This is a genomic window from Streptomyces sp. NPDC091287, assembly GCF_044768525.1.
Classification (GTDB): domain Bacteria; phylum Actinomycetota; class Actinomycetes; order Streptomycetales; family Streptomycetaceae; genus Streptomyces.
Window position 1 is genome coordinate 24,972 of record NZ_JBIVUV010000011.1, and the last position, 18,888, is coordinate 43,859.

General features: G+C 71.2%; 16 protein-coding genes. 10 read left to right on the top strand and 6 right to left on the bottom strand.

The genetic code is table 11. From position 1 onward, the window contains the following. Window positions 1-105: 105 nt before the first annotated feature. Together ACIQRW_RS19675 and ACIQRW_RS19680 are read right to left on the bottom strand one after the other, a co-directional pair. Window positions 106-369, bottom strand: a complete 264-nt coding sequence (locus ACIQRW_RS19675) for a type II toxin-antitoxin system RelE/ParE family toxin (protein WP_403761771.1) — start codon at window positions 367-369, stop codon at window positions 106-108. Further along, window positions 362-628 carry a type II toxin-antitoxin system Phd/YefM family antitoxin gene (locus ACIQRW_RS19680; RefSeq protein WP_403761775.1) on the bottom strand — a complete coding sequence of 89 codons (267 nt, stop codon included), beginning with the start codon at window positions 626-628 and terminating at the stop codon, window positions 362-364. The genes ACIQRW_RS19675 and ACIQRW_RS19680 overlap by 8 nt, the downstream gene beginning before the upstream one ends. 146 nt (window positions 629-774) lie before the next feature. Between ACIQRW_RS19680 and ACIQRW_RS19685 the strand changes: the two genes are divergently transcribed. The 4 genes from ACIQRW_RS19685 to ACIQRW_RS19700 all read left to right on the top strand — a co-directional run bounded on the left by ACIQRW_RS19685 (window position 775) and on the right by ACIQRW_RS19700 (window position 4,868). Next, window positions 775-1,212 (top strand): NfeD family protein, encoded by a 438-nt coding sequence (locus ACIQRW_RS19685; protein ID WP_365543534.1) that lies wholly within the window; start codon window positions 775-777, stop codon window positions 1,210-1,212. 49 nt (window positions 1,213-1,261) lie between these two features. After that, window positions 1,262-2,359 carry an SPFH domain-containing protein gene (locus tag ACIQRW_RS19690; protein ID WP_403761778.1) on the top strand — a complete coding sequence of 366 codons (1,098 nt, stop codon included), beginning with the start codon at window positions 1,262-1,264 and terminating at the stop codon, window positions 2,357-2,359. A gap of 204 nt (window positions 2,360-2,563) precedes the next feature. After that, on the top strand, window positions 2,564-3,889 hold the full coding sequence (locus tag ACIQRW_RS19695) for a hypothetical protein (protein WP_403761781.1): 1,326 nt from the start codon (window positions 2,564-2,566) through the stop codon (window positions 3,887-3,889). Next, entirely contained in the window at window positions 3,879-4,868 is a 990-nt protein-coding gene (locus ACIQRW_RS19700) for a hypothetical protein (RefSeq protein WP_403761784.1), read from the top strand. The genes ACIQRW_RS19695 and ACIQRW_RS19700 overlap by 11 nt, the downstream gene beginning before the upstream one ends. Window positions 4,869-4,923: 55 nt before the next feature. On the opposite strand, the gene ACIQRW_RS19705 is transcribed toward ACIQRW_RS19700, so the two are convergent. After that, window positions 4,924-7,632 (bottom strand): discoidin domain-containing protein, encoded by a 2,709-nt coding sequence (locus tag ACIQRW_RS19705; RefSeq protein WP_403761787.1) that lies wholly within the window; start codon window positions 7,630-7,632, stop codon window positions 4,924-4,926. Between the two features lie 290 nt (window positions 7,633-7,922). After that, entirely contained in the window at window positions 7,923-9,032 is a 1,110-nt protein-coding gene (locus ACIQRW_RS19710; protein WP_403761790.1) for a threonine synthase, read from the bottom strand. 237 nt (window positions 9,033-9,269) lie between these two features. On the opposite strand from ACIQRW_RS19710, the gene ACIQRW_RS19715 reads away from it, so the two are divergent. Then, window positions 9,270-10,856, top strand: coding sequence for a S8 family peptidase (locus ACIQRW_RS19715; protein WP_403761793.1), 1,587 nt, complete (start codon window positions 9,270-9,272; stop codon window positions 10,854-10,856). Between the two features lie 118 nt (window positions 10,857-10,974). Here ACIQRW_RS19715 and ACIQRW_RS19720 read toward each other — a convergent pair whose 3' ends face one another. Beyond that, the gene (locus tag ACIQRW_RS19720; protein WP_403761796.1) at window positions 10,975-12,384 is read right to left on the bottom strand and encodes a glycoside hydrolase family 18 protein; all 1,410 of its coding nucleotides are present in this window, start codon (window positions 12,382-12,384) and stop codon (window positions 10,975-10,977) included. A 401-nt stretch (window positions 12,385-12,785) separates the two neighbouring features. Here ACIQRW_RS19720 and ACIQRW_RS19725 point away from each other — a divergent pair, with 401 nt between their 5' ends. The 5 genes from ACIQRW_RS19725 to ACIQRW_RS19745 all read left to right on the top strand — a co-directional run bounded on the left by ACIQRW_RS19725 (window position 12,786) and on the right by ACIQRW_RS19745 (window position 18,074). After that, window positions 12,786-13,538: a GntR family transcriptional regulator gene (locus ACIQRW_RS19725; protein ID WP_403761799.1), complete on the top strand. Its 753-nt coding sequence runs from the start codon at window positions 12,786-12,788 to the stop codon at window positions 13,536-13,538. 226 nt (window positions 13,539-13,764) lie between these two features. Further along, a complete protein-coding gene (locus ACIQRW_RS19730; protein WP_403761802.1) occupies window positions 13,765-13,965 on the top strand; it encodes an SPOR domain-containing protein in 201 nt (66 codons plus the stop codon). A 329-nt stretch (window positions 13,966-14,294) separates the two neighbouring features. Further along, window positions 14,295-14,699 carry an NUDIX domain-containing protein gene (locus ACIQRW_RS19735; protein WP_403761805.1) on the top strand — a complete coding sequence of 135 codons (405 nt, stop codon included), beginning with the start codon at window positions 14,295-14,297 and terminating at the stop codon, window positions 14,697-14,699. A 149-nt stretch (window positions 14,700-14,848) separates the two neighbouring features. Further along, the gene (locus tag ACIQRW_RS19740) at window positions 14,849-15,292 is read left to right on the top strand and encodes an ATP-binding protein (protein ID WP_403761808.1); all 444 of its coding nucleotides are present in this window, start codon (window positions 14,849-14,851) and stop codon (window positions 15,290-15,292) included. 214 nt (window positions 15,293-15,506) lie between these two features. Next, a complete protein-coding gene (locus ACIQRW_RS19745) occupies window positions 15,507-18,074 on the top strand; it encodes a SpoIIE family protein phosphatase (RefSeq protein WP_403762309.1) in 2,568 nt (855 codons plus the stop codon). 49 nt (window positions 18,075-18,123) lie between these two features. Here ACIQRW_RS19745 and ACIQRW_RS19750 read toward each other — a convergent pair whose 3' ends face one another. Beyond that, window positions 18,124-18,837 carry a PspA/IM30 family protein gene (locus ACIQRW_RS19750; protein ID WP_403761811.1) on the bottom strand — a complete coding sequence of 238 codons (714 nt, stop codon included), beginning with the start codon at window positions 18,835-18,837 and terminating at the stop codon, window positions 18,124-18,126. Between the last annotated feature and the right edge of the window lie 51 nt (window positions 18,838-18,888).

The following is an 18,888-nucleotide window of genomic DNA, read 5'->3' on the forward strand; positions in this document are numbered from 1 at the left end:
ACGGGGCGGACCTGCACGTCAGGCGGGCCCACCTTCTCGGAGGTGGGCCCTTGGCTTTCCCGCGCTGGATGGATGGTGGACGCTCTGATTCTCCGGCGGGGTGACTCAGGTGGTGTAGATCGTGGAGCGGTGTCCGACGCGGATGACCCACACGATCAGCTCGCCGTTGCCGACGGTGTAGATGACGCGGTAGTCGCCGACTCTGAGGCGGCGGCGCCCGGGCTGGGAAACGAGCGCGGTGGTGTTGAAGCCGAACGGGTCGCTTTCCAGTTCCGTCAGCTTGGTCAGGATGCGGAGCGCGGCGTCGCGCGGAACCTTGCGGAGTTCGGCTTGGGCTTCCGGGTGGAAAGCGGTGCGGTACTCACTCACTTCGCGCCAGCGTTTCCTTCATGACGTCCTCGATAGGGATGCCGGCCGACCGGGTCGCCATGCGCTCGTCGATGAGGCTGTTGATCTCGCGCTCTTCCCATTCCTGGTACTTGCGGAGCACCTCGATCGACACGACGGCGGCGACTTCTTTGCCTCGTCGCGTGATGACTGTGGGTGTGTCGTCGCGATCGGCACGTTCGACGACCTCGGCCAAGTGCGCGCGGACATCGCGGATGGACTCTATGGGCATGTGCGTCATACGCTCAAAGGTACCGGGTGTCTCATGTGTACACAACGGCTGCCGACTTCGGGCCTTCGTCTCCAGAGCTTCTTCTGACCGGACCGTTCCACACGGGGGCAGAACGGGTAAGTAGCTGAGTAGGTCCCCTTTGGGAGGCTGATTCGATGCCGTGGTTCGCTTGGTTGCTCGCCGCCGCGGCGCTCGGCGCTGCGGAGTTCTTCACTCTCACGCTCGTTTTCGGGTTGCTGGCCGGCGCGGCGTTGGTGGCTGCTGTCGTGGCCGGAGTGGGCATCGGCCTGCTCGGCCAGCTCGTGGCGCTCGGGCTGGCGGCGGCAGCGGGTCTCGCCCTCGTCCGCCCTGTCGCGCTGCGGCACATGGCGCAGGGGCCCCTGACCTACGAGGGCAGCGATGCGCTGATCGGCAAGCGGGCCGAGGTCATGCAGGAGGTCACCGCGACCCACGGCCTGATCAAGATCTCCGGTGAGGAATGGTCCGCTCGCGCTCTCGACGAGAGTCTGGTGATTCCGGTGGGGGCTCTGGTGGACGTCATGGAGATCGAAGGCGCTACAGCCGTCGTGTATCCCCGCGAGCTCCTTCCGTGAACGGCTGAACACGTAGCGCGGGAGTAGGCGGGAGGACGAAGGAGGAAGTATGGATCCGGTTGTCATCCCGATTCTTGTGGCGGCGATCGTCGTCGTCTTTCTCGTGGCCGCCACCGTACGTATCGTTCCGCAGGCGCGCCGCTACAACATCGAGCGGTTCGGCCGGTACCGCCGGACGCTGCAGCCCGGCCTGAACTTCGTCCTGCCGGTAGCGGACCGGGTCAACACCAAACTCGACGTGCGCGAGCAGGTGTATTCGTCCGACCCCAAGCCGGTGATCACCGAGGACAACCTCGTGGTCAACATCGACACCGTGCTCTATTACCAGATCACCGACCCGCGGGCGGCGGCCTACGAGGTCGCCGACTATCTGCACGCCATCGATCAGCTCACCGTGACCACCCTGCGGAACGTCATCGGCAGCATGGACCTGGAAGGGACGCTCACCTCGCGTGAGGAGATCAACGCCCGGCTCCGTGCTGTCCTCGACGACGCGACCGGGAAGTGGGGCATCCGGGTCAACCGCGTCGAGATCAAGGCCATCGATCCGCCGAACACCATCAAAGAGGCGATGGAGAAGCAGATGCGGGCCGAGCGTGACAAGCGCGCGGCCATCCTGCACGCCGAAGGTGAGCGGCAGGCCAAGATCCTCACCGCGGAGGGCACGAAGCAGAAGGACATCCTGGAGGCGCAGGGTACGCAGCAGGCCATGATCCTCCGGGCGGACGGCGAGTCGAAGGCGGTGGAGCTCGTCTTCCAGTCCGTCCACCGCAACAACGCCGACGCGAAGGTCCTGGCCTACAAGTATCTGGAGACGCTCCCGCATCTGGCGCAGAGCGACAACAACACCTTCTGGGTGATCCCGGGCGAGCTGACCGAGGCGATCCGCACCGTCACCAGTGCGTTCGGCGACCAGCCGGCCGGGGCGGGGCCGCCGGCGTCCGCGGAGCGCGAGGACGTGGCCGCCGATGTCGTCGACAGCGACAAGGACAGCGTCGGGGCGCCGGAGATCGAACCGAACTCGACCCTCGCACTCGACGCCGTCGCCGCCGCCGACGAGGCCGCCAAGCAAGCCGCCGCCGCGGTGAGCGACGCGAAGGCCGAGGCGGAGGCCGCGGGCGAGACCCGGCTGCCGGGGGAGCGGTAGGCCACCGGCGACGAAGGGCGAGCCGGTGAGCCGTCGAGCCGTTGCGTTGCTCCGCCGTTGCGGTGTTGCGGTGTTGCGGTGTTGAGCGGCTGGAGGGCTCGGTTGCTCGGTGGGTCGGTGTAAAAGCCTTGGTACGGCTGCGCCCGTACGGCAGACTTGCCGCGCAACTTACGTACGGAACAGGCGACTCGGGGGAATACGACGGTGAATCGCCGCCTGTCCATGGTGCTGGCCGCCTACGGGGTGTGGAGCCAGGCGACCGTCCTGTTTTTCCTCGATCCGATGAAGCGGCAGGTCTCCGACCTCGTGCGGCCCGAGGCGACCGTGGGCGAGGTCCGGCTGCTGGGCCTCTCCCTCGAAGGCTTCGCGGTGCGCGACCTGGACCACGTGCAGGGATGGCTGCCGCAGGTCGTCTTCCTGGTGCTGAGCGGTCTGCTCACCTACGGGGTACTTCGCTGGAGCGCCGGCATCAGGCCGAGGCTCAGGACCGTCCTCGCCCTGACCGGCGCCGCGCTGCTCGCCGCGGGAGTGGCGACGCTGATCGGCCCCGCCCTGGACCCGGACGCCGTCACCGCCATGCCCACCTACCGTGCCTGGGTGGTGCGGGCCCAGGTAGGTGAAGTGCCGGGCGCAGCAGCCCAGTTCGTGCTGCTCATGCTGTGGCTGCCGGTCGTCCTCTGGCTCGTGGTGTGGCGGTACAGGAACTGGCAGCCCCTCCGGACCTACCTCAGGACCGCGGAGGACACCGGGAGTGACGGGAGTGAGGGGAGCGACGCCGGCGAGGGGAGCCCCGAGGGCGGCGAAGGCTCCGAGCGTCATGAGAAGTCCGGACCGTCGCCGATCTCGCCGATCTCCGCCCGGGCCCGGCGTCAACTCCTCAGCGCCGGGCTCATCCCGGCCGTGCTGCTGGCCGTGGCCGGGGGACCGGTCCTTCGCCATATCCGCGTCAGGCATCTGTCGCAGGGAGCACCGGGGTCCCCGGACGCCTCGGTCACCTTCGATCCGGACCTGTGGGAGAACTACCGGCCGCCGGCCACGGTCGAGGAGTGGAGCGGTGTCCTCTACCCGGCGCTGCGCCTGCGTCCGCTCAGGACCGAGCTGCTCGGCGGCTGGATCGCGACCCTGGTGGTCAGCGTCGTCTTCCTCCTGGTGCTGGCCGTGGCGCTCCGCTCCCTGGCGCGGCGTACGGCGGAAGTACGGCGGTGGCGCCCGGCGGCCCTCGCCGACCTGGCCATGAAGGGCTGGTACGCCACGGTCCTGGCGGCCGTCGTCGCCGCGGTCGTGGACGGTCGGCTGATGCGCTGGTTCGCCCCGCGCGGCGAAAGCGGGGCGGCGGCCGAACACCTGGGGGTGGCTCTCGGCGACGCCGTCCGGTTCGGAGCGGCCTGGGGATGGGCCACGGGGCTCGCGCTCTTGGGCGTGGTTCTGCTGATGACGCGGCGCACAGCGGCCCCCGTGGTCCCGCGCGCCGACGAGTACGAGGACCAGCCGGTCCCTGAGCGCGAGGAGGGGTCGACCCATGGCGACTAACCGGCGGGGGACCCGCAGGACGGGCGCGCTCACCCGGGCGAGCGTACGCCGGGGGAGCGGGGCGCGCCTGCCGCGCCCCGAGGAGGAGGACGAGGGGACGACGGGCCGGCTGCGGTTCGTGCAGAGCCCGACGGCCTGGCTGCTGGGCATCCTGCTGGCCGTGGTGACCGTGACGTTCCAGGACGTCCTGACCGCAACGGTGAAGACGATCCTGCCGCTGGACCGGGTGCCGGACCGGCTCTCACCGCAGAACGCCATCGACGTGGTCGAGGTCAAGGACGTCAAGGACATCGGGTACTACGTGGTGCGCGAGCCGAAGGGCGCCGGGGACGACGCGGACCGGAAGATCATCGAAGAGATCTCGTCGGGCGGCCCCTGGCGGGAGGGCCGGAAGGCCGTCGACGCCGGGAACGCCGAGTGGATGATCACCGTGCAGGGCAGGGCCGCCCAGCAGGTCCGCATCACCGACATCGTCCCCGTACTGGAGGGAGGAAGGTGCGAGAAGCCGCTCGGCGGCAGCCTGGCGCACTTCCCCTCCCAGGGAGTCATGGACGTCATCCCGCTGGAGCTGGAGGTGGACGCCCCGCGCCCGCGCCTCAAGATCTCCGGCAAGGGCGCCAAGGACGCCAAGCCGTTCTTCACCGGCCCTGAGGCCAAGCACATCACGCTGAACCAGAACGAGACCGAGGCGTTCATCGTCCGCGCGACGGCCTCGACGGGCTACTGCCGCTGGCGATACCGGGTGCACTACGAAGTCGGCGGCAGCACCGCGGAGATGACGATCAGTGGCCCCGGGGGCAAGCCCTTCGAGCTGACCGCGCGCATGACCGACGCGTCCGGCTACCGGAAGGTCTACTTCCCGTCCTTCGACTGCCTGCCCTCGGGCGCGCCTTCGCTGCACGACTGGTACGAGCAGACCGGTGCGGAGTACGCCCGCGACCGGCGCGGCGGCAAGGTGCCGCCCTGCCCCAAGAGCTGATGGACCCCTGTCGGTAGGAGGTGAGGGGGTCCTGTCCCAAGAGCTGCAGCGTCGCCTACCGCCCCTCCGCCTCCACCCGCAGTTCCGCCAGTCCTGCCGGCTTCTCCGGGTCCTCCGAGCGGACCGTCACGCGGACCTTGCGTGCCGTGTCGCCCGACAGGTAGGGACGCCAGAAGCGGCCGTCGAGGGAGGTCTCCAGGGTGTGCGAGGCGGGGGCGGTGTCGCTCCAGGCCGGGGTCACGGAGGTGAGCCGGAGGGGCTTCGGGCCCAGGTCCACCGTCAGGGAGCCCGCCGCGCCGTCGGGGGACCAGGACGTCGCCGGGGCACCGTCCACCGCCGCCTCCGCGTACAGGCCCGGGGCTTCGGACGTCGCCGTCACCGGGCGGCAGCGCGCCGCGTCGGCCGTCGGGGTCAGGTCGGGGCGCCGGGTGGGCAGCTCCAGCGTCGAGGAGAGGCGGCGCGGGCCCTTGGCCGTGTGGACCGTGAACGGGGCGCCCGAGGTCAGGCGGAGGGTGGTCGTCCGCGGGCCGATCGCGACCTCGTACGCGGCATCCCGGTATCGCAGGCCCTTCAGCGTGACGCCCTCGTGCAGTTGGGGCGGCAGAGTCGGGTCCAGGCGCACGCCGTCCTCGCGGAGCCTGAGCCCCGTCAGGCCGTGCGTGAACACCTGGAGGAAGCCGCCCTTCCCGGTCAGGAAGTCGTCGGCGGGGAAACCGGACAGCGGGTCCTCGGCGCCCGCCTTGTCGCCGCGCGCCTCGGAGAACAGCTCGTACGGGCCCCGCATGAAGGGGCGCACCGCACGCTGGAGGTAGGTGTACGCCGAGCAGCCCGGCTCCCCGATCGCCGCCGCGTCGATCGCGTGCACCGAGTCCGTCATCGCCGGTCCGTCCGGGTCGGTGCGGGCCGCGTAGTAGTCCAGGGTGGCCGCCGCGGCGCCCGGCTCCATCGGCCATTCCAGCGGGTAGGTCAGCAGGACGGTGTCCGCCTGCTTGATCGTGGAGCCGTTGTAGCCCAAGTACTGGAGGAAGACCTTCTTCTCCGCGTCGTACGGGATGCGCAGGCCGTCCGCCACCTTGTTCCAGGCGGCGGGCGGACTCTGGCCGAGGAGTCGGGCGGCGCGGGTCGCGTTGCGCAGCGCGGTGGCGGCGACCGCGTTGGTGAAGACGCCGTCGTCGACCCCGTTGCTGTACTCGTCGGGGCCCGCCACGTCGGTGACGGAGTAGCTGCCGTCCGCGTTCGCCGTGGCGCGCGACTCCCAGAACTCCGCGATGCCCCGGAGCAGGGGCCAGCCCCTCGACGCCAGCCAGTCGCGGTCACCGGTGGCGAGGTAGTACTGCCAGACCGCCAGCGAGACATCGCCCTGGAGGTGGTTCTGGGTCAGGCAGTGCGGCGGGTCCCAGCTCTGGCACTCGGAGTCGAGGCGGCCCCGGCTCGCGCTGGTCCAGGGATAGAACAGGCCCCGGTAGCCCAGCTTCTCGGCGTTCGCGCGGGCCGCGTCCCGCGTGCGGTAGCGGTATTCGACGACCGAACGGGCCAGCTCCGGGCGAGTGGCGAGCAGGCCCGGGAACATCCACGTCTCGGCGTCCCAGAACACCATGCCCGCGTAGTTGTCACTGGTCAGACCGGCCGGGGCGATGCTGTCGGAGGAGCCGCGCCGGGTGCTCGCCAGCAGCCCGTACTGGGCCGAGCGCAGCCAGCCCTGGAGCCGGCGGTCCCCCGGGACCAGCACATCCGCGGACCAGGCCTCGCGCCAGGCCGCCTCGTTCGCCGCGAAGACCCGGTCCCAGCCGCGCCGTGCCGCCCGGTGCGCCGCCTCGCGGGCGTCCTCGGCGGGGGCGCGGGAGGTGAGGGCGGTGTCGACGCCGACGTACTTCTCGAACGTGTACGTCCGGCCCGCGCGGACCTGGGTCGCCGACGGGGGCGTACGGGCCCCCGGCCGCAGGCTCTCGACCACGCCCGAGTCGCGCCGCATCGTCTGGGCGACGGCCCCCTCGATCCCGGTGCCCAGTGTCCGGAACGTGCCGTCCTCGCGCAGCGTGATCCGGCGCGCGCCCCGGTCGTCGAGCCGGCCGGTGACGGTCGCGGTGCCGCTCCAGCGCGGCGTCATCCGCAGGCGTACGGCTCCGGTGTGGACGTCGGACCGGTCGGCCAGCAGGTCGTACACGAGGTCGGTGGCCCGGCCGTCAGCCGTCGTCCACCGCAGTGAGGTGCGCACGAGGCCACAGGAGAGGAAGACCGTCTGCCGGTAGTGCGAGATTTGGCCCGCCGGGGTGTTCGGGCCGAGGGTCTCCTTGCCCACGCCCACATCGATGTTCGTCCAGCTCGGCAGCGCGGCGATCACCTCGCGGCCCTCGGAGACGGCCTTGTCCCGGGCGTAGAGCCCGGAGACGAACGCCCCGTCGTAGCGGGGGGTGTAGAGCGGCCAGCCGGTCTTCTCGCCGGTGGCCGCGTAACCGGCTCCGGCCGGGGGGACCCGGTGGCCGAGGTAGCCGTTGCCGATGTACGGGTCGTAGCCGGCGGCCTCCCCGAAGCGGGTGGACGTCGGCGCCCAGGTGGTCCCGGGACCACCCTGACCGGCCGTCATGCCGCAGGCGGGCACGGCCGGGTGCGGGGGCGTGGGCGGTGCGGGGGAGCCGGACGGGTGTGCCGGGCCCGGCAGCGGTACGGGGCCGGGGGTCTCGGTGGCGTCGGCGAGGGGCGGCAACGGTGCGATCAGGGCGGCCGCGACGAGGGGCGCGAGGACGGAGATGCGCGAGAGGCTCACAGGACGAAGGTAGGGACGCGCGGGTGCGGTCGGCCGTCACGGCACGCACGGCCCCCGCACCGGGCGTCAGTCCGACCGCCGGATGGAGCAGACCACCGCGCGCGCCCTCACCCGGCCGTGACCGTCCTCGGGTCGGCCCCGCGCGCGCCCTCGCCCGGCCGTGCCCGTTCTCCAGTCGGCCGGGGGCGTGGTGTTCTCACCCGGCCGCGCCCGTTCTCGGGTCGGCCGGGGGGCGTGGCGTTCTCGCCCGGCCGTGCCCGTCCTCGGGTCGGCCGGGGAACGCGGTCTCCTCACCCCGCCATGCCCGTCTTCAGCCCCGCACCGCACAGCGGCACCACCACACTGCCCCGCGTGGCACCGCTCCCTTCCCGCACCGCCGCCCAGCAGGCCACGCCCGTCGTCTCGACGTAGAAGCCGCGCGCGGCCAGATCCCGCTGGGCCTCGCGGACGCGGTCCTCCGACACCGTCAGGAACGTGCCGCCCGAGGCCCGTACCGCCGCCAGGATCTGCCGGGCGCGGGGCGGGCGGGGGATGGCGATGCCCTCCGCGAGGGTGGGGGAGACCACGGCGGCCGGGTCGGCCGGAGGGAGGTCGTCCGCGCCCGCGTGGAAGGCGGCGGCCAGCGGGGAGACCGCCTCGGCCTGGACGGCGATCAGCCGGGGGCGGGTCTCGATCAGGCCGAGCGCGTGCAGCTCGGCGGTGGCGAGGGCCGCGCCCAGCAGCAGGGTGCCGTTGCCGACCGGGACGGCCAGCGCGTCCGGCAGCCGGCCGCCGAGGTCCTCCCACAGCTCGTACACGTACGTCTTCGTGCCGTGCAGGAAATACGGGTTGAAGACGTGCGAGGCGTAGAAGACCCCCGGTCCGTCCGCCGCCGCGCGGGCGGCGAGCGCGGTCGCCTCCCGGCCGCCCGGGACCGTGACCAGGTGCGCGCCGTGGGCCCGGATCTGCTCGGTCTTCTTCGGGGACGTGCCCTCGGGGACGTACACCGTGCAGGGGAGTCCCGCCCGCGCGCAGTACGCGGCGATCGACGTGCCCGCGTTGCCGGTGCTGTCCGCGACGACCCCGTCCGGCCCCAGCCGTCGGGCCAGCTCCGCGAGCATCACCGCGCCCCGGTCCTTGAAGGAGAGCGTCGGCATGAGGTAGTCGAGCTTCGCCGAGACGGTGTCCGTGAGCGGGACGAGCGGGGTGCGGCCCTCGCCCAGGGAGATCGGCGGGGCGGCGAGCGGCAGGAATTCCTCGTAACGCCACAATGAATTGACCCGCCCGGAACGCGCGTTCGACGCCACGCCCCGCGCGGGGGCGAAGTCGAGGTCCCAGGGGCCACGGCAGACCGGGCAGCACCAGGTCAGGGCGGTGATCTCGGACCGGGTTCCGTCCGCGGGGCAGTGATAGGCCGTCATGGTCACCAGCATGTCAGGCGTATGGCAGATGAATGGCGCGCGTATGGCACACCCCAAGGCACCCTTGTGAGTTCGCCATGGATCGGTCAATCTTTCGCTGGCAGCAGGGCACGCGGCTCACCGGACGACGCAGAAAACGGGGCGTTCGGCCGGCTGATTTGTCATGCCCCTGCCGGGAGTCGTGTGGCTCCGGCACCACCCCCCACCAGAGCACCGCCTATGAGGAGGACCCCTCAGATGTCAGTGACGCGTCACACCCCCCAGGCCCGTCGAAGACTCGCCGCGGCGACCGTCATAGCCACCGCAGCCGCCGTCGCACTCGCCACCGCCTCGCTTCCGGCGACCGCGGCCGAGCGCGCACCCGAAGGCGTGATTCTGAACGCGGGCGCCCCGGGCACCATCAGCGACAGCTACATCGTGACGCTGAAGGACTCGGCCGCGAAGTCCGACTCCGCCCAGGGCAAGGCCCTCGCGAAGAAGTACGGCGCGAGCATCGAACGCACCTACCGCTCGGCCCTCAACGGCTACGCGGTCGAGGCATCGGCCGCCGAGGCGAAGAAGTTCGCCGCCGACCCGGCCGTCGCGTCCGTCTCGCAGAACCGCACGTTCACGGTTTCCGCCACCCAGAACAACCCGCCCTCCTGGGGCCTCGACCGGATCGACCAGCGGAGCCTGCCGCTGGACCAGCGCTACACCTACCCCGACAAGGCCGGCGAGGGCGTCACCGCCTACGTCATCGACACCGGGGTGCGCATCAGCCACAGCGACTTCGGTGGCCGGGCCGCCAACGGCTACGACGCCATCGACAACGACAACGTCGCGCAGGACGGCCACGGCCACGGCACGCACGTGGCGGGCACCGTCGCGGGCACCGCCCATGGCGTCGCCAAGAAGGCGAAGATCGTCGGCGTCCGGGTGCTGAACAACCAGGGCTCCGGCACCACCGCGCAGGTCGTCGCCGGCATCGACTGGGTGACGGCCAACGCCGTCAAGCCCGCCGTCGCCAACATGAGCCTCGGCGGCGGCGCCGACGCGGTCCTCGACGCGGCCGTCCAGCGGTCCATCGCCGCAGGCATCACCTACGCCGTCGCGGCGGGCAACGAGTCGACCAACGCGAACACGAAGTCCCCGGCGCGCGTCGCCGAGGCCATCACGGTCGGCTCGACGACCAACACCGACGCCCGCTCCAGCTTCTCCAACTTCGGCGCGGTCGTGGACATCTTCGCGCCCGGTTCCTCGATCACCTCGACGTGGAACACCAGCGACAGCGCCACGAACACCATCTCCGGTACGTCGATGGCCAGCCCGCACGTCGCCGGCGCCGCCGCGATCTACCTCGCCGACAACCCGGCCTCGACCCCCGCCCAGGTCTCCGCCGGCCTGGTCGCGGCCTCCACTCCCGGGGTCGTCACCAACCCGGGCACCGGCTCGCCGAACCGGCTGCTGTACGTCGGTCCGGGCGGCACCACCCCGCCCCCCGGCAAGAAGTTCGAGAACACCACCGGGTACGCGATCAACGACAACGCCACCGTCGAGGCGCCGGTCACCGTCACCGGAATCACCGGCAACGCCCCGGCCGCGCTGAGCGTCCCGGTCAACATCTCGCACACCTACATCGGCGACCTGAAGATCGACCTGGTCGCGCCCGACGGTTCGGTCTACAACCTGAAGGCGTACGGCTCCGGCGGCAGCAGCGACAACGTGGTCACCACGTACACCGTCAACGCCTCCTCCGAGGTCGCCAACGGCACCTGGAAGCTCCGGGTCAGCGACAACGCGAACGCCGACACCGGCCGGATCAACAGCTGGGCGCTCCAGTTCTGAGTCCGCCCGGGCGGTGAACCACCGAACCCCGTGAGAAGGGCCGGGGCGGTCGCGTCGCGCGACCGCCCCGGCCCCTTCGGTGTCAGCGCCGGTGTCAGCGCCGGTGTCAGCTCCGGTGTCAGCGGCGGTTGAGCCCGCGGTCGACCGCGGTGATCAGCTCACCGTTCTCGGTGTCCCCGTCCAGCGACCAGAACATCGCCCCGCCGAGACCCTTGTCCCGGATGTACGAGGCCTTGGTGCGCAGCACCTGAGGGTCGTCGTACGTCCACAGCGTCGTGCCGTCGAACAGCCACGCGTGGCCGTTCTTCACATCACGGTGGACCTTGTACGTCCCCGACGCGGCCAGCTGCTTCAGGACCTTGTAGTCCTCGTAGCCCGCCGCCCAGGTGGCCGGAGCCGGGGCCGTGGCCGGCTGGCCCATGCCCGTGCCGCCGCCGCTCACGCCGGTCCAGCCCTGGCCGTAGGTCGGCATGCCCATCACGAGCTTGTGCTTGGGCGCGCCGCGGCGTACCCAGTCGCGCACGGTCTGATCGACGCTGAAGTCGTTCTTCGCGTACAGGGCCGACTGCTGGGCCGTCTTCTTCTCGCCGGAGACGTGGTAGTCGTAGCCCTGGATGTTGACGAAGTCGAAGTCCTTCATGAGGCGCTTCACGTCGAAGCCCGCGTCGATCGCCGTCGGGTTGGCCGCTACGTAGGCCGACAGATCGTAGTGGATCGGCTTCGGCTTCCCGTGCCCGTGGCCCTTGCCCTTGGCCGCCTTCTCCTTGGCCTTCGCCTGGCTCTTCGCGTAGGCGTCGAGCTGGGTGCGGAACTCGTGGATCAGGGCGGTGAAGTTCTTCTTGTCCTCCGGGCGGAAGACGGTGCCCTCATTGCCCGCCGAGCCGGGCCACTCCCAGTCGACGTCGATGCCGTCGAAGAGGCCGGCCGCGGCGCCCTGGCCGCCGCGGGCCCCGTCCACCGGGAGGTTGCCCTTGATGTACAGGTCGAGGCAGGAGGCGACGAGGGCCTTGCGGGAGGCCGCGGTGCGGGCCGCGTCGGAGAAGTGGGTGGAGTAGCTCCAGCCGCCCAGCGAGATCATGACCTTGAGGCCGGGGTGCTTGGCCTTCAGCTCGCGCAACTGGTTGAAGTTGCCCGCGAGCGGCTGGGTGTCGGTGTCGGCGACGCCGTCGACCGATCCCGCCGCGTCGAGCGGACGGGCGTAGTCCGCCCAGGCGTCGGCCTGGCCGGGGATGTTGCCGGTGAAGCACTTGCCCTCGGCGTTGACGTTGCCGAAGGCGTAGTTGATGTGGGTCAGCTTGGCCGCGGCCCCGTTGGTGTCCAGGTCCTTGACCTGGAAGTCGCGTCCGTAGACGCCCCATTGGGTGAAGTAGCCGATGCTCTTGTACGCGGGGCGGTGGTGGCCCTTGTCGCGGTCGCCGCCGTTGCCGCGGTCGTGGTCGGCGCTGGCCGTGGCCGCGGGTGCGATGCCGCCCAGCAGGGCCAGGGCGACGCCGGCGGTGGTCATTCGGGACAGGCTTCTTCGGCGCATGAGGCTCGTTCCTGTGCGTGATCCGGTGCGGAAGGAAGGCGGAAGGAAGGCGGAGGGACGGTGGAAGGAAGCTGAAGGAAAGCGGAAGGAAGTGCGGGAGCCGTGCTGTGCACAGGAATGTATTGGTCTGGACCAGCAATGTTCAAGAGTCCGGGAGTTGTCGGACTTCGGCGGTGACGTCGGTGCGGTGATGCCGATGGTGTCGGTGTGGTCGTGTCGGGCGGTGCGGCGCTGGGCAGAGTGGAGTCGGAGAACGTCCGGGACTGATCTGGTGCCCACGTTCGATGTATGCGTGGACCGTCACAAGGTCATCACATTGAGTGAAACTCTGGCCTATGCTTGCGGTGTTCAACCCGCGGTTGTCAGGCTGTCGCAGACTGTCAACCTGTTGGGAGTGGCCTGTGACTTTCGGTGAGCAGCCCGCCTATCTGCGCGTGGCGAGCGACCTGAGGGAGAAGATCGTCAACGGCGCGCTGCCGCCTCATACCCGCCTGCCGTCGCAGGCTCGCATCCGGGAGGAGTACGGGGTCTCGGACACCGTCGCCCTGGAGGCGCGAAAGGTCCTGATGGCGGAGGGGCTGGTCGAGGGGCGCTCCGGCTCCGGCACCTATGTGCGCGAGCGTCCCGTGCCCCGCATGATCGCCCGCTCCGGCAATCGCCCGGACAAGGGGGCCAGTCCGTTCCGGCAGGAGCAGACGGCGGAGGGGGCGCGCGGGACCTGGGAGTCCCGCAGTGAGCAGGAGGGGGCGAGCGCCGAGATCGCCGAGCGGCTGGGCATCGAGCCGGGCGACCGTGTGATGCGTACGCACTACGTCTTCCGGGAGGCGGGGGAGCCGGTCATGCTCTCCACCTCCTGGGAGCCGCTCGCCGTCACCGGCCGGACGCCCGTGATGCTGCCGGAGGAGGGCCCGCTGGGCGGCTGCGGGGTGGTCGACCGGATGGCCGCGATCGACGTCGTCGTGGACAACGTCGCCGAGGAGGTCGGCGCGCGCCCGGGGCTGGCGGAGGAGCTCCTGGCGCTGGGTGGCGTGCCCGGCCACGTGGTCATCGTCATCGGGCGTACGTACTACGCCTCGGGCCGGGCCGTGGAGACGGCCGACGTGGTGGTGCCGGCGGACCGGTACCGGGTCGCGTACCACCTGCCGGTGAGATGAGGTGAGGTGACGCCCCGTCGGGCCGGTTGAGGGGCGTCGGCCGGGGGGTGTTGGGTCACGAGGGGGCGCATTCTGCGGGTGCGCCCCTTTCGTGATGGCCGGATGTGTATCTCTTTGTGTAAACCCGCCTGCACTGAGTGAAGGTCAGGCGTACGCTCGGGCATATGCGTACTGCGGTTTCCTGGGGATCCTTAGAGACGTGCACGCCGGTGGGGAGAGGGGCGATATGCGGGGGAGCGACACGATGAGCGACAGCGGCGCCGTGCTCCCTTGGCTGGTGATACGGCAGGACGACGGCGGCAACCGCTACCGCGTGGGCAGGTACGCCACGCAGGCCGAGGCGCAGAAGGTCGCCGACGGCCTCGACGACCGCCATCGCCACCAGGTCTACCGGGTGGAGCGCGTGGGTCAGGGCACCAGGCCCTGACGCGGTGGACGGCCCCATGGGGCCCCGGGGGCCGTTCCGTGTCTCCAGGGGGCCCCACGGCCTTCCCTGGCCCCACGGCCTTCCCTGGGCGCCTGCGCGCCCCCGCGCTCCCCTGTGGCGTGCCCTCGTGCCCTCGTGTCGTCGTGCCCTCGTGTCGTCTGCGTTCCCGCCCCTGCCTCGCCGTCTCCGTTCCTGCTTCTGTTCCTGCCTCCCTTGCCTGCCTCCGTCCCGCCTCCGTCCCCGCGTTCCGTGCGTCGGCGGTCCGGGCGGTAGGGTCCCGCCCGGACCGGGGGTGCGGAAGCCGCCGGAGGAGCGGCGAGCGGGGCGGAGTGGTGACGGTGCTGATCGACACGGTGGCGTGGGTGCGGATCGAGGGCGGCAGGATCCTCTGCGCGCGGCCCCGGGGCAAGGACGTCTTCTACATCCCGGGCGGCAAGCGCGAGGGTACGGAGACCGATCTGGAGACCCTCCTGCGGGAGATCGAGGAGGAGCTGACGGTCGGCCTGATCCGGGAGACCGTCGTCCACGCCGGGACGTACGAAGCCCCCGTGGACGACCGGCCCGACGCCGCCGTGGTGCGGATGAGCTGCTATTTCGGCGACTACCGCGGCACGCTCGCCGCGAGCAGCGAGATCGAGGAGATGGCGTGGTTCTCCTTCGCCGACCGGGCTCTCGTGCCGCCCGTGGACCAGTTGCTCTTCGACGACCTCAGGGCGGCGGGCGCGCTGAGCTGATCCCCGGCCGTGGCGCGCGTGAGGGCTGTCCCGCCCCTACACCCGTCTGCACCAAACGGCAGGTTGCGCGGTAGTGAGCAACAAATGGTGGGTATGGGCTATTTAGTCCCCATTTGCACAAGGGGTGGGCCCGTGGTCGTCCCTGGGAAGTGATCGGTGTGATCGATACCGAAGGCGACTGCGCCGAGTGGGCCTTCCCCGCCGAACCCGGCTCCGTGCGGAGCGCCCGGCACGCCGTCCGGGGCACGCTGGGTTCCTGGGGCCTCGACGCCTCGGTGGGTGACCTGGCGGTCCTGCTCGTCAGCGAGCTGGTGACCAACTCCCTCCGGTACGCCTCCGGACCCATCGGCGTACGCCTGGTCCAGTCGCATGCGGACGGGGACACTCCGCCCGCCGACTTCGCTCCCCCGGCCCCGGTACTGCTGGTGGAAGTATCCGATCCGCTTCCGGATCCACCCACCGAACGCAGTGCGGGACCCGACGACGAAGGTGGCCGGGGACTCCAGCTCGTGGCCTGTTCCGCACGTCGCTGGGGGACCCGTCGCGGAAAGAGTGGCAAGACGGTGTGGTTCGAGCTGGCTCTCCCTGGTTAGGAGAGTGGAGGGACGCACAGCGATCACCAGAGGTCGGGCAGAACCTGGCTGAAAGGGACTGAGACCTTGCTGTGATCGTGAACGCCGTGTCGGTCGGGGCCGTAGTGCTGAATACTGCGGGCAGGACCGGTCCGGTGTGTGAGCTGGAGGGGACGGTCGCGTGAGCGAAATACCTGGGACAACGGGTGATGTCGTGGGGACCACGGGCGACGTCGTGTGGCAGAGCAGCCCGCCCGGCTCGATCTATGACTACATCAGGGTCGCCTCTTTCTCGATCGGCCCCGACGGTCTGATCGAGCAGTGGAGCAGCCGGGCCGCCGGTCTGTTCGGCATGTCCTCGACCGAGGCGATCGGCCGCGACCCGGTGGACGCCTTCATGCCCGCCGAGCTGCGCTCGGACGGTCATCGGAGGGTCGGCGAGATCCTCGACGGCAAGGAGTGGACGGGTCTCGTCCCGTTCCGGATGCCGGGCGAGGGTGGGGCGCACGGCGTCGCCGAGGTCTATGTGATGCCGAGTCTGACGGGCCAGGGGGAGCGGGCCGCGCTCTGTATCGTCGTGGACGTCCGGGCCCTGCGGCGCATCGAGACGGACCTCGCCGCCTCGCAGGCCATATTCGGCCAATCTCCTTTCGGCTTCGTGCTGTTCGGCACGGACTTCGCCGTCGTCCGGGCCAACCAGCGCTTCGCCACGGTCTTCGGCGGCGCGGCCGAAGACCACCGCGGCCGCACAGTGGAGGACTATCTGCCGCGGGCCGAGGCCGACCGGCTGTCCGCCACCCTGAAACGGGTCCTGGAGACCGGGGAGTCGGTCACCGACCTCCAGCTCGTCGGCCCCGCCCCCGGCGGCACCCAGCGCCGCCACTGGTCCATGAACCTCTACCGGGTGCACAGCGGGGCCGGCAGTCCTGTCGGCGTCGCCGGACTCGCCACCGACGTCACTCGCCGGCACATCGCCGCCCGCGAGGCGGCCAGCGCCCGCCGCAACCTCGCCCTCCTCAACGAGGCCAGCGCCCGCATCGGCAATTCCCTGGACCTGGAGACCACCGCCCGCGAGCTCCTCGACGTGGCCGTCCCCGGCTTCTGCGACCTCGCCGCCGTCGATCTCTACCAGGGGCTGCTCACCGGCGAGGAGGCCGCTCCCGGCAGTTGGGCGCCCGCCCACCGCGAATCCGCCGGAGGCTCGGCGGAGCTGCGCCGGGTGGCCCACGCCAGCGCGGTCGCCGACGCCCTGCCCACCGCCGTGGCCGGCAGCGGGCCCCCGGGCCCGGACGATCTGCCGCCCGCCCTCGGCTCCGTCCACCGCTTCCCCTTCGGCTCGCCGTGCGCCATGGCGCTGCGCTCCGGCCGGGTCGAGGACGTACCCGGCGACGAGATGGGCTTCGTGCAGTCGACGCTCGCCGTGCCGATGGTCGCGCACGACACCGTCGTCGGCCTCGTCCAGTTCTCCCGGACGAAGGGCAGCGAGCCGTTCGGGGAGCGCGACCGGGCCCTGGCCACCGAACTGGCCGCCCGCGCCGCCGTCTGCATCGACAACGCCCGCCTCTACCGCCGCGAGCACGAGCGCGCCCTGATCCTCCAGCGCAGCCTCCTGCCCCCCGGCGACCCGGAGGCCGCCGGCCTCGACATCGCCTGCCGCTATCTGCCGGGCAACACCGCCACCGAGGTCGGCGGCGACTGGTTCGACGTGATCGAGCTGCCCGGCCACCGCACCGCCCTCGTCGTCGGCGACGTCATGGGCCGCGGCCTGCGCGCCGCCGTCGCCATGGGCGAACTGCGCACCGCCGTGCGGACCCTGGCCCTCCTCGACCTGGAGCCCGCCGAAGTGCTCTCCGCCCTCGACGAGGTCGCCCGCGGCCTCGGCTCCCCGGGCGCCGGCGAGCGCAGCGAGGGCCTCGGCGGCAGCGGGGGAGCGCAGTGGCCCTCCCGCGCCGCGCAGAAGTCCCGCGAGGCGGACCTCTCCGAGGTGTATCTCGCGACCTGTGTGTACGCGGTCTACGACCCGGTCACCCGGCGATGTACGTTCGCCAACGCCGGGCACCTCCCCCCGGCCGTCGTGGAGCCCGGCCGGCCCGCCCGGCTCATCGACGTACCACCGGGCATGCCGCTGGGCGTCGGCGGCGAGCCGTTCGAGGAGGTCGAGGTCGAGCTGGCGGAGAACGCCCTGCTCACCCTCTACACCGACGGCCTCGTGGAGTCCCGCGACCAGCCGCTGGACGAGGGCCTGGACGCCCTGCGGGCCGTCCTCACCGGTCCGCAGATGGAGCTGGAGGACGCCTGCGACCACGTCCTCAGCACCCTCGACACCCGGCACGGCGAGGATGACATCGCCCTGCTGATGGCCCGCATCCAGGGGCTCCCCGAGGAGGCGGTCGGGGACTGGACGCTGCCGCGCGAACCCCGCTCCGTGGGGCGCGCCCGTGAGCTGGCCCGCTCCCAGCTGGTCGCCTGGGACCTCGACGACCTGGTCGACACCACCGAACTCCTCGTCAGCGAACTGGTCACCAACGCCCTGCGCTACGGCGAGGGCGAGATCCGGCTCCGGCTGCTGCGCGACCGCACCCTGGTCTGCGAGGTGTGGGACGCCGGTCTCGTCCAGCCGCGCCGCCGCCGCGCCCGCGACACCGACGAAGGCGGACGCGGCCTCCAGCTCGTCGGCCTGCTCAGCGCCGCCTGGGGCTCGCGCCGCACCCCGCGCGGCAAGACCGTCTGGTTCGAACTGGCCCTGCCGGACGGGGCCCCGGCCGCCGAACTCTCCGTGGAGCAGCTCCTGAGCATGTACTGACCCCCACCCGGCTCGGGAGGGCACGGGGAGCTGCCCGGCGCACCCCGCGTCACGCCCCCGTCTTCAGGGCCGCCAGCCGGGCCTCGACCTCCGCGCTGTCGCCCAGGCCGTCCAACTCCTCGAACTGGGCGTCCAGCGAGGAGGCCGCCAGCTCCTGCTTGCCCAGCGCCTTCGCCTCCTCGCGTCGCACCTTGTCCTCGAAGCGGCTCAGCTCGCTCGTCGGGTCCAGGACGTCGATGTTCTTCACGGCGTCCATCATCTGGTTCTGCGCCTGCGCGGACTTCGAACGCGCCACCAACTCGTCGCGCTTGGCCTTCAGCTGGGAGAGCTTGGCCTTCATCTGGTCGAGCCCCGACTTCAGCTTGTCCACCACCTCGCTCTGCGAGGCGATCGTGGGCCCGGCCGTCTTCGCCTCCTGCTCGGACTGGAGCTGGCGGCCCAGCGCGACCTTCGCCAGGTTGTCGAACTTGTCGGCCTCCGCCACCGACCCCGCCCCGCGCAGCTCGTCGGCCTTCCGGCTGGCGGCCAGCGCCTTGCCGCCCCACTCGGCCGCCGCCTCGACGTCCTCCTTGTGGTCCTGCTCCATCAGCCGGAGGTTGCCGATGGTGGTCGCGACCGCCTGCTCGGCCTCCGCGATGTTGTTCGTGTAGTCCCGGATCAGCTGGTCCAGCATCTTCTGCGGGTCCTCGGCCTGATCGATGAGGGCGTTGATGTTGGCCTTCGCGAGCTGGGTGACGCGGCCGAGGATGGTCTGCTTGGACATGGGATGGCTCCTTGGTGATCGAGACGGGTCATGTGCTGTGGTCCTGCCCTG

What these genes read in the sequence shown, in the direction of transcription:
- ACIQRW_RS19700 (WP_403761784.1), top strand. Translation starts at nt 3,879, where the DNA reads ATGGCGACTAACCGGCGGGGGACCCGCAGGACGGGCGCGCTCACCCGG.
- ACIQRW_RS19730 (WP_403761802.1), top strand. Translation starts at nt 13,765, where the DNA reads ATGCGGGGGAGCGACACGATGAGCGACAGCGGCGCCGTGCTCCCTTGG.
- ACIQRW_RS19685 (WP_365543534.1), top strand. Translation starts at nt 775, where the DNA reads ATGCCGTGGTTCGCTTGGTTGCTCGCCGCCGCGGCGCTCGGCGCTGCG.
- ACIQRW_RS19690 (WP_403761778.1), top strand. Translation starts at nt 1,262, where the DNA reads ATGGATCCGGTTGTCATCCCGATTCTTGTGGCGGCGATCGTCGTCGTC.
- ACIQRW_RS19750 (WP_403761811.1), bottom strand. Translation starts at nt 18,837, where the DNA reads ATGTCCAAGCAGACCATCCTCGGCCGCGTCACCCAGCTCGCGAAGGCC.
- ACIQRW_RS19715 (WP_403761793.1), top strand. Translation starts at nt 9,270, where the DNA reads ATGTCAGTGACGCGTCACACCCCCCAGGCCCGTCGAAGACTCGCCGCG.
- ACIQRW_RS19720 (WP_403761796.1), bottom strand. Translation starts at nt 12,384, where the DNA reads ATGCGCCGAAGAAGCCTGTCCCGAATGACCACCGCCGGCGTCGCCCTG.
- ACIQRW_RS19710 (WP_403761790.1), bottom strand. Translation starts at nt 9,032, where the DNA reads ATGACGGCCTATCACTGCCCCGCGGACGGAACCCGGTCCGAGATCACC.
- ACIQRW_RS19680 (WP_403761775.1), bottom strand. Translation starts at nt 628, where the DNA reads ATGACGCACATGCCCATAGAGTCCATCCGCGATGTCCGCGCGCACTTG.